The sequence below is a fragment of the Flavobacterium sp. CLA17 genome, assembly GCF_013112255.2.
GTDB classification, from domain to species: domain Bacteria; phylum Bacteroidota; class Bacteroidia; order Flavobacteriales; family Flavobacteriaceae; genus Flavobacterium; species Flavobacterium circumlabens.
In genome coordinates, this window is the sequence record NZ_CP068294.1 from 1,021,039 (window position 1) to 1,035,072 (window position 14,034).

At 36.5% G+C, this 14,034-nt stretch carries 14 protein-coding genes and 2 tRNA genes; 10 read left to right on the plus strand and 6 right to left on the minus strand.

Annotation, left to right across the window (positions count from 1 at the left end; translation table 11 throughout):
- Positions 1 to 18 precede the first annotated feature (18 nt).
- Positions 19 to 2,214, plus strand: a complete 2,196-nt coding sequence (gene recQ / locus HAV12_RS04465) for a DNA helicase RecQ (RefSeq protein WP_171568657.1) — start codon at positions 19 to 21, stop codon at positions 2,212 to 2,214.
- A gap of 70 nt (positions 2,215 to 2,284) precedes the next feature.
- On the opposite strand, the gene HAV12_RS04470 is transcribed toward recQ, so the two are convergent.
- Positions 2,285 to 2,524: a hypothetical protein gene (locus HAV12_RS04470; protein ID WP_171568658.1), complete on the minus strand. Its 240-nt coding sequence runs from the start codon at positions 2,522 to 2,524 to the stop codon at positions 2,285 to 2,287.
- 338 nt (positions 2,525 to 2,862) lie between these two features.
- Between HAV12_RS04470 and HAV12_RS04475 the strand changes: the two genes are divergently transcribed.
- Complete coding sequence (locus HAV12_RS04475) at positions 2,863 to 4,422, plus strand: NAD(P)/FAD-dependent oxidoreductase (protein WP_171568659.1); 1,560 nt, start codon at positions 2,863 to 2,865, stop codon at positions 4,420 to 4,422.
- Positions 4,423 to 4,431: 9 nt separating this feature from the next.
- Positions 4,432 to 5,520: a hypothetical protein gene (locus HAV12_RS04480; RefSeq protein ID WP_171568660.1), complete on the plus strand. Its 1,089-nt coding sequence runs from the start codon at positions 4,432 to 4,434 to the stop codon at positions 5,518 to 5,520.
- Positions 5,521 to 5,732: 212 nt separating this feature from the next.
- Here the strand turns inward: HAV12_RS04480 and HAV12_RS04485 are convergent, their stop codons facing one another.
- The 4 genes from HAV12_RS04485 to msrB all read right to left on the minus strand — a co-directional run bounded on the left by HAV12_RS04485 (position 5,733) and on the right by msrB (position 9,646).
- Positions 5,733 to 6,692 (minus strand): quinone oxidoreductase, encoded by a 960-nt coding sequence (locus tag HAV12_RS04485; RefSeq protein WP_171568661.1) that lies wholly within the window; start codon positions 6,690 to 6,692, stop codon positions 5,733 to 5,735.
- A 147-nt stretch (positions 6,693 to 6,839) separates the two neighbouring features.
- On the minus strand, positions 6,840 to 8,255 hold the full coding sequence (locus HAV12_RS04490; protein ID WP_171568662.1) for an aminopeptidase P N-terminal domain-containing protein: 1,416 nt from the start codon (positions 8,253 to 8,255) through the stop codon (positions 6,840 to 6,842).
- Positions 8,256 to 8,458: 203 nt separating this feature from the next.
- The gene (gene msrA, locus HAV12_RS04495) at positions 8,459 to 9,076 is read right to left on the minus strand and encodes a peptide-methionine (S)-S-oxide reductase MsrA (RefSeq protein WP_132036435.1); all 618 of its coding nucleotides are present in this window, start codon (positions 9,074 to 9,076) and stop codon (positions 8,459 to 8,461) included.
- A gap of 6 nt (positions 9,077 to 9,082) precedes the next feature.
- Positions 9,083 to 9,646: a peptide-methionine (R)-S-oxide reductase MsrB gene (msrB, locus tag HAV12_RS04500; protein WP_171568663.1), complete on the minus strand. Its 564-nt coding sequence runs from the start codon at positions 9,644 to 9,646 to the stop codon at positions 9,083 to 9,085.
- 290 nt (positions 9,647 to 9,936) lie between these two features.
- Between msrB and idi the strand changes: the two genes are divergently transcribed.
- The 7 genes from idi (at position 9,937) to HAV12_RS04535 (ending at position 13,047) form a co-directional block, all read left to right on the plus strand.
- On the plus strand, positions 9,937 to 10,464 hold the full coding sequence (gene idi / locus HAV12_RS04505; RefSeq protein WP_132036437.1) for an isopentenyl-diphosphate Delta-isomerase: 528 nt from the start codon (positions 9,937 to 9,939) through the stop codon (positions 10,462 to 10,464).
- A 22-nt stretch (positions 10,465 to 10,486) separates the two neighbouring features.
- Entirely contained in the window at positions 10,487 to 10,897 is a 411-nt protein-coding gene (locus HAV12_RS04510; RefSeq protein WP_171568664.1) for a 6-carboxytetrahydropterin synthase, read from the plus strand.
- A 4-nt stretch (positions 10,898 to 10,901) separates the two neighbouring features.
- Positions 10,902 to 11,360 carry a peroxiredoxin gene (locus HAV12_RS04515; protein ID WP_171568665.1) on the plus strand — a complete coding sequence of 153 codons (459 nt, stop codon included), beginning with the start codon at positions 10,902 to 10,904 and terminating at the stop codon, positions 11,358 to 11,360.
- 60 nt (positions 11,361 to 11,420) lie between these two features.
- The gene (locus tag HAV12_RS04520) at positions 11,421 to 12,389 is read left to right on the plus strand and encodes a type I phosphomannose isomerase catalytic subunit (protein ID WP_171568666.1); all 969 of its coding nucleotides are present in this window, start codon (positions 11,421 to 11,423) and stop codon (positions 12,387 to 12,389) included.
- Positions 12,390 to 12,446: 57 nt separating this feature from the next.
- Positions 12,447 to 12,713: a hypothetical protein gene (locus tag HAV12_RS04525; protein WP_026982865.1), complete on the plus strand. Its 267-nt coding sequence runs from the start codon at positions 12,447 to 12,449 to the stop codon at positions 12,711 to 12,713.
- A gap of 78 nt (positions 12,714 to 12,791) precedes the next feature.
- Positions 12,792 to 12,865, plus strand: a tRNA-Thr gene (locus HAV12_RS04530).
- 108 nt (positions 12,866 to 12,973) lie between these two features.
- Positions 12,974 to 13,047 (plus strand) — tRNA-Thr (locus tag HAV12_RS04535).
- 195 nt (positions 13,048 to 13,242) lie between these two features.
- On the opposite strand, the gene HAV12_RS04540 is transcribed toward HAV12_RS04535, so the two are convergent.
- Positions 13,243 to 13,959, minus strand: a complete 717-nt coding sequence (locus HAV12_RS04540; RefSeq protein ID WP_132036442.1) for a DUF4369 domain-containing protein — start codon at positions 13,957 to 13,959, stop codon at positions 13,243 to 13,245.
- Positions 13,960 to 14,034 lie beyond the last annotated feature (75 nt).

Sequence of the window (14,034 nt, forward strand, 5' to 3'; positions counted from 1 at the left end):
TTACCATTAACATAAAGAATGAATTCAAACGAAATTGAAATACACAAGGAATTAAAGAAGTATTTCGGCTTTAGCCAATTTAAGGGCTTGCAGGAGCAAGTCATTACAAGTATCTTAGGTAAGACGAACACTTTCGTTATTATGCCTACAGGCGGTGGAAAGTCTCTTTGTTATCAATTACCCGCTTTAATTCAGGATGGAACGGCTATTGTTGTTTCCCCTTTGATTGCTTTGATGAAAAATCAGGTCGATGCAATTCGAAGCCTTTCTTCAGAAAACGGAATTGCACACGTGCTGAATTCCTCCCTCACCAAAACGGAAATTGCACAGGTAAAAAAAGATATAACTTCCGGTCTGACCAAACTTTTATATGTAGCACCGGAATCTTTAACAAAAGAAGAGTATGTTACTTTTTTGCAAAGCGTGCCCATTTCATTTGTTGCGATTGATGAAGCACATTGTATCTCGGAATGGGGGCATGATTTCAGGCCGGAATACAGGAATCTGAAAAACATAATCAAACAATTAGGTCAGGTACCTATTATAGGTCTTACGGCCACTGCAACACCAAAAGTTCAGGAAGATATTCTTAAAAATCTTGACATGTCTGATGCGAATACCTTCAAAGCATCCTTTAACAGACCCAATTTATACTACGAAGTTCGTACAAAAACTAAAAATATAGAATCGGATATTATTCGGTTCATCAAACAACAGAAAGGCAAATCAGGAATTATTTACTGCTTAAGCCGCAAAAAAGTAGAATCCATAGCCGAAGTTTTACAGGTAAACGGAATTAGTGCCGTTCCGTATCACGCAGGTTTAGATGCTAAAACACGTGCGAAACATCAGGATATGTTTCTGATGGAAGATGTAGATGTAGTTGTGGCAACCATCGCTTTCGGAATGGGAATTGATAAACCGGACGTTCGTTTCGTCATTCATCATGATATTCCAAAATCACTGGAAAGTTATTATCAGGAAACAGGTCGTGCAGGCCGTGATGGAGGAGAAGGACATTGTCTGGCGTATTACTCTTATAAAGATGTAGAAAAGCTGGAAAAATTCATGTCAGGAAAACCGGTTGCAGAACAGGAAATTGGCTTTGCCTTATTGCAGGAAGTAGTGGCTTACGCCGAAACTTCCATGTCAAGAAGAAAGTTCCTGTTGCATTATTTCGGTGAAGAATTTGACGGCGAAGCTGGGGAAGGTGCCGATATGGACGACAACGTTCGAAATCCTAAAACCCGTATTGAAGCCAAAGATCAGGTGGTTAAACTGCTGGAGATTGTTCGCGATACCAAGCATATTTATAAATCAAAAGAAATCGTATTCACTTTAATCGGCCGTATCAACGCCGTAATTAAAGCGCATAAAACAGATACACAATCTTTCTTCGGTAAAGGTTCTGATCATGATGAGAAATATTGGATGGCCTTATTAAGGCAGGTTCTCGTAACCGGTTATTTATCTAAAGATATCGAAACGTACGGAATCATAAAAATCACTGAAGCAGGACTGGATTTTATTAAAAGCCCGGTTTCCTTTATGATGTCGGAAGACCACGAGTACAATGAGTCTGAAGATGAAGCAATCGTAACGGCATCTAAATCATCCGGTACTGCCGATGAAGTTTTGATGGGAATGTTACGCGAGCTGCGAAAAAAAGTAGCCAAAAAACTCGGAGTTCCTCCATTTGTTGTCTTTCAGGATCCTTCTCTTGAAGATATGGCACTGAAATATCCGATTAGCTTAACCGAATTATACAACATCCACGGAGTTGGTGAAGGAAAAGCGAAAAAATACGGAGGTGATTTTATTACCCTGATTAATCGTTATGTAGAAGATAATGATATCATTCGTCCCGATGACTTAGTAGTAAAATCTACCGGAGTAAATTCAGCCAATAAATTATATATCATTCAGAATATAGATCGAAAACTATCACTGAAAGATATTGCTTCTGCCAAAGGACTTACAATGGATACTCTGATTAAAGAAATGGAGCAAATTGTATACGCCGGAACCAAACTAAATATCAAATATTGGGTGGATGATATGCTTGATGATGATCAGCAGGAAGAAATTCACGATTATTTCATGGAATCAGAATCCGATAAAATCGAAGACGCCCTGAAAGAATTCGATGGTGATTATGATATTGATGAATTGCGCTTGATGCGTATTAAGTTTATTAGCGAGGTTGCCAATTAAAAAAGTTAACAGTCTCAGTTTATAGTTTACAGTTTTTTACTGAGACTGAAAACTGAGACTGCGACCTAAATTACTCTTCAAATACTTCGCCCCGATGCGGTTTCAAAGCATCTCTTACCGGAATCATATTTTCATCGGTGACAACCATAAAAGCAATGGCCTGCATTTCATTTATTACTTTAAAACCCGTAATATTCAACGGAAGTTTTTCGATAACAATATATTCTTTCAAGTGAATTTCATGATGTTCCGCTGTTTTTGCCGAGGCCGGACCACGAAAATCCCAAATTAATTTTATTTTTCTGGACATTATTTTTAAGGTACAAAGGTTGTGAGGTGCAAAGGTACAAAGTCTATTTTGAAAATGGATTTTATATTAAAAACTAATGTTGTTTCCTCTCAGTTCGAGCGAAGTCGGAAACTTTTTACGCAGCGTTTTTTAAAATCTTTTTAATGATAATAATCTGTGTCCAAAATTAATTAGTGGGGCAACAAAGTTCTGTACAAAGATAAGTTAGGTATAAAATCTGTTTAGATCTGTGCCAATCTGCGTGCAAATTTCACACGAAAGACATAGTTTCAGTTCAAAATAGTATTTTTGCATGTTCTTTTCATAGAAAGAAAAGCTAATAGCATAAATAAGATACAATGCCAAGAGAACTTTTACTTCAGGTAACACCCGAAATCGCTGCAAACCAATTACTGCTTCACGACCATTTGTCTAAACAGTTAAAAGTTTCCCCTCAGGAGATTCAACATGTTTCTATTCTGAAACGATCGATTGATGCGCGTCAAAAAGCGATAAAAATCAATTTGAAAGTAATCATATATTTAAAAGGAGAAGCTTTTCAGGAAACCAAAATAGAATTGCCTGAATATAAAGACGTTTCTAAAGCTCAGGAAGTAATTGTTGTTGGAGCTGGCCCGGCCGGACTTTTTGCTGCATTGCAATTGATAGAATTAGGATTGAAACCAATTGTATTGGAACGCGGAAAAGAGGTACGCGGACGCCGTCGTGACCTGAAAGCTATAAATGTAGATCATTTGGTTAACGAAGATTCCAATTATTGTTTTGGCGAAGGCGGAGCAGGAACCTATTCTGACGGAAAATTATATACACGTTCTAAAAAACGCGGCGATGTAACCCGAATTTTAGAACTTCTGGTCGCTTTTGGCGCTTCGGAAGATATTTTAGTAGAAGCACATCCGCATATCGGAACCAATAAATTGCCTAAAATCATCGAAGACATTCGAAACAAAATTATCGAATTTGGAGGTCAGGTTTTGTTTGATACCAGGGTTGCCGATATTTTGGTTAAAAATAATGAAGTAGAAGGAGTTGTAACCCAAAACGGAGATACGATTCAGGCGAATAAATTAATCCTGGCAACGGGACATTCTGCTCGTGATATTTTTGAATTATTAGACAGAAAGAAAATTTTTATCGAAGCAAAACCTTTCGCGTTGGGTGTTCGCGCAGAACATTCACAGGAATTAATAGACAGTATTCAATATAGCTGTGATTACCGCGGCGAACATTTGCCTCCCGCACCTTATTCTATTGTAAAACAAGTGAACGGACGCGGCATGTATTCGTTTTGTATGTGCCCGGGGGGTGTAATTGCGCCCTGCGCAACAAGTCCGGGAGAAGTGGTTACAAACGGCTGGTCACCATCAAAAAGAGATCAGGCAACGGCAAATTCCGGAATCGTGATCGAACTAAAACTGGAAGATTTTAAACCTTTCGAGAAATTTGGAGCTTTGGCCGGAATGGAATTTCAAAAAAGTATCGAGCAAAAAGCATGGCATCTGGCCGGGGAAAGCCAAAAAGTGCCGGCGCAAAGAATGATCGATTTTACGCAGAATAAAGTTTCAGCTGATATTCCTAAGACTTCTTATGTTCCCGGAACCACTTCGGTAGAAATGGGACAGGTTTTCCCCGGATTCTTATCGCAGATTTTACGCGAAGGTTTTAAGGAATTCGGAAAGTCAATGCGTGGTTATTTAACCAATGAAGCGATTTTGCATGCACCGGAAAGCAGGACGTCATCTCCGGTTAGAATTCCGAGAGATCCTATTACGTATGAGCATTTGCAAATAAAAGGCTTGTATCCGTGCGGAGAAGGAGCAGGTTACGCAGGCGGAATTATCTCAGCAGCCATTGATGGTGAAAAATGTGCCCTGATGATTGCGGAAACTTTAAAATAAGATAATTTTATGAAAAACTTCTTTTCTAATTTGTTTGGCAGAAATAACGACCCGAAATCAATCGTTTCTTTTGATGTTATGGATGCGGTTTATGCATATTTGTATAATAACGAAAATAAATTTGAATTTAAAATGAAAGGAATTCACGAAACTGTTTCAGTGAATTTATATTCATTTCCGGGTTCGTTTGATTATGAAGAAGCGCAAAATGAAATCAAGAAAGCGGGTTTTAAAAATGCCTACGAAGTCTTAAATGAATTATATGCAAAACTTAATATTGGTCCCGTTTCTGAGGCACAAATAGAGGAGGGATTAGAATTTGATTATATTCATATTCAGTTTTACACGCAGCCAACTCCGGAAATGAAAAAATACCTGAAACATGTTTTGCATAATTTTATCGTTTTCTTTTGCTGCACCAATAGCCTGGAAACAAACGATATCAGGATTTTATACAACCATAATTTTTTTCTGGATTATACAAAAGCAATTTTAGATACGGAATATATTGATATCAATGCTCCTAAAAATGAAATTCAAACCATTGGATTTAAGGAGTTTGAAAGGGTTTTGCAGGGAATTTGCCAGTATTTGAAAATTGAAATACCGGAAGCCATTCTTCTGCCTTCTGAGGATAATTTATTACAAGAAGAAATTGAACTTACAGTTAAAACTTTTGAAGAATTTATTAAGCTGGTTTCAAGAGGAAATGTAGAAGAAAAGTTGCTTCAGAAACAAGCGAAAAAGCTTTTAAAAAATTACAAAAAGGGTACAAACGAATATCGTGATGTTGAAGGTCATTTTGATTTTTTTGAAAGTATCGATTGCTGGAACAGTGACTGGAAATTCGACCCCGAAGACGCAGAGTATTTTATTTCAGAAATGATAGGAGAAGATTTAAATTTCGAATATCCGGAGGAAACCTACAGTCATGATTTGTTTCCCTATATTCAGTCTGCTTTAGAAAAACATAATCTGGAATTAATGACGTACGATACGCATGGAGACAACTATCTGTTTTTTGTTGCCAATAAGAGTGATGTATACAGAATTCTGGAATTATCTGAATTGACAAAGATTGAGGTGAATCGGTTATAAAATGTGAATTGAATTTTTACCTTTTACCTAGAATAACAAAATTGCATTGTAAAAAATGAGACTGAAAACTGAGACTGAAAATTTTTTCCGCGTGAGGGATAGGAGCAGGCTACCGAAGTAGCGCGGATAGCCCGACAGCAATATAAAAAAGGGCGATTAAGCGATGCTAAACTGAGCCCTTTTTTATATTGGTGGCACGCCCGGATTATTATTTACGGAATCAAAATTATTTTCCCTGTACTTTTTCGGCTTTCCAGATAATCGTGCGCCAGTTTTCCTTCTGATAATTTAAAGGAAGTTGGAGTAGAAAGCGTAATTTTTCCTTCTATAATCCAATTAAATAACTGGTTGGCTCTTTTGATTCTTTCTTCTTTAGAATTTAAATAACTCCATAAATCACCTCCGGTTAAAGTCTTGGAAGTATCCATCAGCATTCTCGGATCTACAGGAGCAGGATCGCCTCCGGCCATTCCGAAGAAAACGACCTGTCCGCATTCTTTGGTGACTTCAAAACTTTCTGTTAAAGTGCTTCCAATACTGTCATACACCACATCAACACCTTTTGGGATTGTTTTAAAAAGAGCTGATTTCCAGTCTTCCTGATATAAAAAAACATGATCGGCACCTTGCTCAAGAGCGACTTTTGCTTTTTCTGATGATGAGGTCAAACCAATAACATTTGCACCCAAAAGTTTGCTGATCTGCGTTAAAAACTGACCCACTCCGCCAGCAACAGCGTGAATTAATACCGTTTCACCTTTTGCGGTTTTATGACTGTCTGTAGCCAGATAATGCGCTGTTAAGCCTTGTAGTAATATCGAAGCTGCAGTTTCGAAAGAAATGGCTTCCGGTAAAGGAAGTACATGATTGATATTAACGGCGACCAATTCTGCATTGGCAAAAGGAACATCTGCGAAAGCGATACGGTCTCCGATTTTGTATTCAGAATTATTATTCGCGTCAACTACGATTCCGGCACCTTCATAACCTGCAATAAAAGGCGGGTTACCTTTTAAGTGATAATTTCCCTTTCGTCTGTAAACATCGGCGAAGTTCAGTCCGATGGCTTTCATTTCGACTAAAATTTCATCGTTTTTTAGTTGTGGATTTGGAATGTCTCTATATTCTAAAACATCAGAATCCCCAAAAGAAGAGAAGGTAAGTGCTTTCATTTTTAAGTATTTTAAGAAAGCAAAGTTCGTGAAAATTAGTTTTCAGTTTGTGATTTTTTAGCCACAGATTAAAAGATTAAAAAGATTTTTTTAGAAATTATTGAATCAGGATCTCTGAAAATTCTTTAATCTGTGGCAAAAAACAAACTATATTTTAGGAAATTTCATTTCATTAAAAGTGCTTTTTTGCTTGGCTAAAGCTTCGATTTCGTCCCACTTTCTTGGGGAATCAATGGATAGATTTTCGTACGAATCTTTTTTGATTAAGATATCATCTTCGATACGTACACCAATGTTCCACCATTTTTTGTCACATTTACTGTTTGGTGAAATATAAATTCCCGGCTCGACAGTGATGATCATGTTTTCTTTTAAAAGACTTTCCGGACCTTTAAAATTTCCTTTGTCATGAACATCCAGGCCAAGAAAATGGGAGCATCCGTGGGGATAGTAAAGACTTACTTCTTTTAGGTCTTTGATGATTCCCAGTTTTAATAATCCGTTTGCAAGAACTTCTTTGGCTTTATTATTCAATTCCAAAAGAGGAGTACCTTCTTTACAAATGGCAAAAACGGCTTCCTGAGCATCGTAAACCAATTGATAAATGGCTTTTTGTTCCGCTGTAAATTTTCCATTTGCCGGAATGGTTCTGGTGACATCGGCAGAATACCCATGATATTCAGACCCGACATCCATTAGCAGCAATTGATTGTCGATTTTAGTACTGTTGTTTTCTCCGTAATGTAAGATGCAACCATTCGCACCGGCACCCACTATTGGCGAATAACCTTCCGCTTCGGCACCATATCTTCTATGGATATACGCATGAATTCCATCGGCTTCATTTTCGCTCATGTCAGGTCCGACAGCTTTCATTACCTCATTGTGGGCAATACACGAAAGTTTAACGGTCTTGCGCATTAAAACCAATTCCTCTGGAGTTTTTATTTCTCGAAGTGTACTTGTAATAGATCTGAATAACTCTAATGAACTCTCGTCTTCTTTCGTGATTCCGGCTTTGGTTTTAAAAGTCTGAAGTAAACCGGACAAGTCAGCTCCGCTTTTATCATTGCCAATATCAGTTGGAATTTTATCGTAAATTATTTTATCGAATTTTTTAAAATCAATAGCGAAATCTTTAAAAGTGCTTCCGTTGTAGGCTGTTGCGATTCCCAATTGAGATTTTGCACCATCAACGCCCAGGCGCCTTCCGGTCCACATTTCGCGGGCAGCATTTTTTTCACGGACAAAAAGCACTTCATTGTACGTTTCACCGGTTCCCTGCGTTTCCTTGAAAATCAATAAAACAGCATCGGGTTCTTTATAGCCCGTTAGATAATACAAATCAGGATTCTGATGGAAATTGTAATTGATATCTCTGGAAAAAACTCTTTCCGGATACGAAAAGACAAGCGCTACGGAATTGGCCGGCATTAGCGCTCTGAAAGCTTCACGACGTCCTTTGTGAAATTCTTTTGAAAGATAATCAGTTGGCAGATTTTCCTGGGAATGAATCTGGGAAGTTGTAATTGAGAATAAAAAAAGCAGAAGGAAACGCTTCATTTTTTTGATGATTTTGGTTGATGATTTGATTTTTTAGCGAATGCAAATTACAAAAAAAATGAATTAAAAAAGGGTTGTCCCGAATTACACGAATTCACACTAATTTTTATTTCAAAATATTGTAATTCGTACGAATTCGTGTAATTCGTGGCAAAAAAAAAAGCCGCTCATTTTCATAAGCGGCTTTCTGCTGGAATTAATAACTATTTCTTTTTCAACTTATTTTTAAAGACTTTTTCAAACTTTTCTATTTTGGGCTGAATCACCATTTTACAATATGGCTGGTTTTTGTTGTTGGCATAATAATTCTGATGGTAATCCTCGGCCTTATAGAACTTACTGAAAGGTTCTACTTTTGTCACAATCGGACTGTCATACACTTTTGCTTTGTTTAGTTCGGCAATAATACTTTCCGCCGCTTTTTTCTGTTGTGCATTCTGGTAGAAAATTACAGAGCGATATTGAGTGCCTACGTCGGCTCCCTGTCTGTTCAATGTTGTTGGATCATGAACGGTAAAGAATACTTTAAAAATTTCATTAATATCGGTTACCGTTTTATCGTAAGTAATCTGAACCACTTCGGCATGGCCCGTAGTTCCGGTGCATACCTCCTCATAAGTTGGGTTGGCCACTTTTCCTCCGGAGAAACCCGAAACAACGGATTTTACTCCGTTTAAATTTTCATAAACTGCTTCAACACACCAGTAACAGCCTCCGCCAAGCGTGATGGTTTCCAGGTTTGAAGTTTTCTTTGCTGTTTTATCTTGTGCAAAACCGCTTAGTGATAAGGCAAAAATGCATATTAAAAATATATTTTTCATTGTTTATTATTTAGAGTCGGGGATAAAATCAAGAGCAATCGAGTTCATGCAATACCGTTTTCCGGTTGGTTCCGGACCATCATCGAACAAATGTCCTAAATGCCCTTCGCATCTGCCGCATAAGGCTTCGATTCTTTCCATTCCCAGAGAGTTGTCTTTTTTGTAGATCACGCTGTTTTTATTGTCCTGTTCAAAAAAACTAGGCCATCCGCAGCTGCTTGAAAACTTGGCTCCGGATCTGAAAAGTTTGTTGCCGCAGGAAGCACAGTAATAAGTTCCTTTTTCATCCGTATTCCAATACTTTCCGGTAAAAGGTCTTTCGGTGTCGGCCTCGCGCATTACCGCATAAACATCTTCAGGCAGTACTTTTTTCCATTCAGCATCACTTACGTTTAGTTTTGTAGTATCTGTATTAGAGTAATATGGGTTTCCGGGTTTGCTGATTTTGTTTTCCATCATAAGAGTTTTTGTGTTTTCTTTTTTCTTGTTTTGTCCGCAGGCTTGCAGGATAAAAAGCGGAAGTAAAAAGCAAAGGCTGAAAAATTGTGTTTTTGTTTTTGAGATTTTCATGAGGCTTTATTTTTTAGTATTTCAAAGGTACGACGAGAGTTTGTTTAGAAATGTCGTGCACTTTACAATTGAGATTTTTTTAAGTATGATTTAACGTTTTCTTATTTACGTAAAGGACCTGTATTTAGTTTTAAGGCTTGTTTTTAAAGGTTTTTATTTGAAATAATCAATTGCAACGTTTTGGAAATTAATAACTTGTAAAAATAGCGGCTCGTTAAACTTTTCACAATCTCTTCTGAAATTTTCAAGCCATTTCTTTTTTCGTATTTTTGTTTGTACAAAACGCCCTGATGATAGAAGAAAACGTAATATTAGTCAATCAAAATGATGAGCAAATTGGCTTGATGCCAAAATTAGAAGCACATGAAAAAGCGCTGCTACATCGTGCTTTTTCTGTTTTTATCTTAAATGGTAAAAATGAAATAATGTTACAGCAACGTGCGCGTCAAAAATATCACTCACCTTTGCTTTGGACGAATACCTGCTGTAGTCATCAACGGGAAGGAGAATCGAATATTGAAGCAGGAAGCCGGAGATTATTTGAAGAAATGGGTTTTAAGGCTGATTTGAAAGAGCTGTTTCATTTTATATACAAAGCACCTTTTGATAACGGCTTAACTGAACACGAACTCGATCATGTTATGATCGGTTATTATAATGACAATCCGGCGATCAATCGGGATGAAGTGGAGGATTGGAAATGGATGAAAATAGAAGATGTAAAAGACGATATTGAAAAACAGCCCGAAATTTATACCGTTTGGTTCAAAATAATATTTGATGAATTTTATCATTATTTAGAAGACCATAAAATTTAAACCATACTAACCAGAAACCTAAATGAAAGTAACCATATCAAGAAAAGCACATTTTAATGCTGCACATCGATTGCATAGGAAAGATTGGACATTCGAAAAGAACAATGCTGTTTTTGGAAAATGTAATAATCCTAATTTTCATGGTCACAATTATGGTTTAACAGTAAGTGTTACAGGAAAAATTGACCCCGAAACCGGTTTTGTTTTAGATGTGAAAGTATTAGCGGACATTATAATCGAAGAGGTAGAAATTCCGTTTGATCACAAAAACCTGAATCTGGACGTTCCCGAATTTCAGGATTTGAATCCAACAGCAGAAAATATTGCCGTTGTGATATGGAATAAAATCAGAAAAAGAATTCAGCCTGATTTCGACTTGGAAATCATTCTGAATGAAACGGACCGCAATTTTGTAACCTATAAAGGAGAATAAAAAAATGTCAATAAAAACAGGAGATATAGTTCCGAATTTTACTGCAAAGGATAGTCACGGAGAAGTTTTTGAAAGCCAAAGTGTTTTGGGACGAAAACCGCTCGTGATTTATTTTTATCCAAAAGACAATACACCGGGCTGTACCACCGAAGCCTGCAGCTTTAGAGATCAATACGAAGATTTTAAAGATCTCGGGGCAGAAGTTATCGGGATAAGCAGCGATAGTGTAAAATCACATCATAAATTTGCCAATAAGCACCAATTACCTTTTATATTGTTATCGGATCAGAATAAAAAATTAAGACACCTTTTTGGTGTTCGGGATAATTTATTCGGTCTTTTGCCGGGAAGAGTAACCTATATTATAGACAAGAATGGAGTTGTTATCCTGATTTTTGATAGTATGAATGCCTCAAAGCATATTCCTAAGGCATTAAAAACAATTAAAGAATTAGTATTATAGATTGAAAAAATAGCAGTACATCAACATTAAATTAATTAAAGATATTAGCCCTCAAAAACTATGAAGCCAAAAACATACCCTTTGCAATTTGACCCTATTTTAAAAGAAAGAATCTGGGGAGGAGAAAAACTAAAAACAATTCTTAACAAACCAATTGTTTCTAAAATCACGGGTGAAAGCTGGGAATTGTCTACTGTAGAAGGTGATGTAAGTGTAGTTGCTGACGGATCTTTGAAAGGTAAATCATTAATGGATCTTATCGATGAAATGCCGGAAGAAATCCTGGGAACGAAAGTTTATCAGCGTTTCGGAAAACAATTTCCTTTACTTTTTAAATATTTGGATGCCCGTGAAGACCTTTCCATACAAGTGCATCCAAATGATAAACTGGCAAAAGAGCGTCACAACTCTTTTGGTAAAACCGAGATGTGGTATGTAACGCAGGCTGATGCTGATGCCAGAATAATTGTGGGATTTAAAGAAGATTCCAGTAAAGAAGAATATCTAAAACATTTAAATGATAAAACGTTAGTTTCGATTTTAGATGATGTGAAAGCAAAACCGGGCGATGTTTTCTTTTTGGAGACCGGAACAGTTCATGCAATCGGTGCCGGTTTGGTGGTGGCCGAAATTCAGCAGACTTCTGATATTACGTATCGTTTGTATGATTTCGATCGTAAAGATGCACAAGGAAACACAAGAGAGCTTCATGTAGACTTAGCGCTTGATGCTATCAATTACAATAAAGTCGAGACACAGAAAAAATATGAGACCAGAACAAATGTATCCAATACAGTAGTTGATTGTCCGTATTTTATAACCAATTTTATTCCGTTAGAAGATAAAGTTACGGTTTCTAAAACGGGAGAAACTTTTACAGTTTATATGTGTATTGAGGGAAGTTTCGAAATTGAATATGACGGTTTTAAACAATCTTATAAAAAAGGAGATACGGTTTTAGTTCCTGCTGAGATAAATACATTTTTTGTGAGCGGAAAAGCTTCAATTTTAGAAATTTACATTTCATAGCACGTAATAAAAAGATTATGTGTACTTTTGCAGTCGCAAATTAAAATAAAAATAAAAATGGCAAACGTTAAAAATTTAAAGAAAGACATCAACTTCGTATTGGGAGATATTATTGAGGCAATTTACTTATTCGAAATGTCTACAACTGGAAATCCTACTCCGGAAACGAATGCTTTGATTGATCAGGCTATAGCTGCTTTTGATACTTTGATCACGAAAGTGAATGCTAAGAACGTTGAAAACAAAAAAGCGCACTTCAAACAAATCAATGTTGAATTGGAAGAAACTGCTAATCAATTGATTGCTAAAATCAACGAATTGTAAGCAAAAAAAAGTATAAAAAAGTGCAAATTTATTTTGGTAAAACGAAAAACCGCTTTATATTTGCACCCGTAATGAGTCGCCAGCGTAGCTCAGTTGGCTAGAGCAGCTGATTTGTAATCAGCAGGTCGTGGGTTCGAGTCCCTCCGCCGGCTCAGCGTAAAACCATCACTTTTTAGTGGTGGTTTTTTTATTTAAAGTAAAGCGTGAATTTATTTTGGAAAATACAAAAAACCACTTTATATTTGCACCCGTAATGAGTCGCCAGCGTAGCTCAGTTGGCTAGAGCAGCTGATTTGTAATCAGCAGGTCGTGGGTTCGAGTCCCTCCGCCGGCTCAACATAAATTAACCATCACTTTTGTGATGGTTTTTTTTTTGGTCCAAACTTAAATTAAATTTCAAATTCCAATTGAAGTTGCGGTTGGAATTTGGAATTTGAAAATTGAAATTTTACATTGAAATTTCGGATTGGATCAAAAAAAACGCCCTGAATTTTCAGGACGTCTTTATAATTTTATAATGTTCAGAAAGTTATTTCTGTTCTTCTTTTTTAATATCACTAACATACTTTGTTAGTTTTTTACCGTAAAGGGATTGTGCTACTTTTGGTGTCATTGATTTTTGAATGGTATCCAGAAATTTAATATTGATGTCATAAATCTCGGCCAAAGCGATATAAGGCGCTATTTCGTGATCTTTATGGTTGATAGCAAAGTTGGTAGCGAATAAGTACTTTCTTTTGATATTAGACTGTTGTTTGGCATCAATACTGTCAACCGCTTTTTGATCCTGTCTTTTGATCGCATTAAATTTGGATTCAACCATATTAAGGTTTTCATCATTAAAACGGGAATTTATTTTTTTATATTCTTCGAATAATTCCTGATTCTTAGATCCGGTAATTTTAGCACCATATATAAAATTGTCCAGGTTTGTTTCGATGTTAACATTTCCCGGCTCAGCAAAGAATAGAATATTATTGTCCAGTGAATTTGTTACGCCACGATCCAGGAATAAATAAAGCATTTCCGGTGAGTCTAATTTTATATCTCTTTCAAAACTTGAATTTCCGTCGATTTTAACCGAGTCAATAGCAACAAGAGAAGTATCAACCACTCTTTGAATGTATAAAGTTCCTTTTTTTAATCCTTTTATGTTTCCAGTAAGATGTAAACCGTCAGTAGTTTCTTTTTTGCTGCAGGATGCCAGTAGAGCAATTGCAGCAAAGGCAATAATTGATTTTTTCATTGGTTTTTTAGATTTTGCTGCAAAATAAAGAAAATAGTTTGAATGTAAGGAAGTAGCGTTTAAATTTTACTTAAA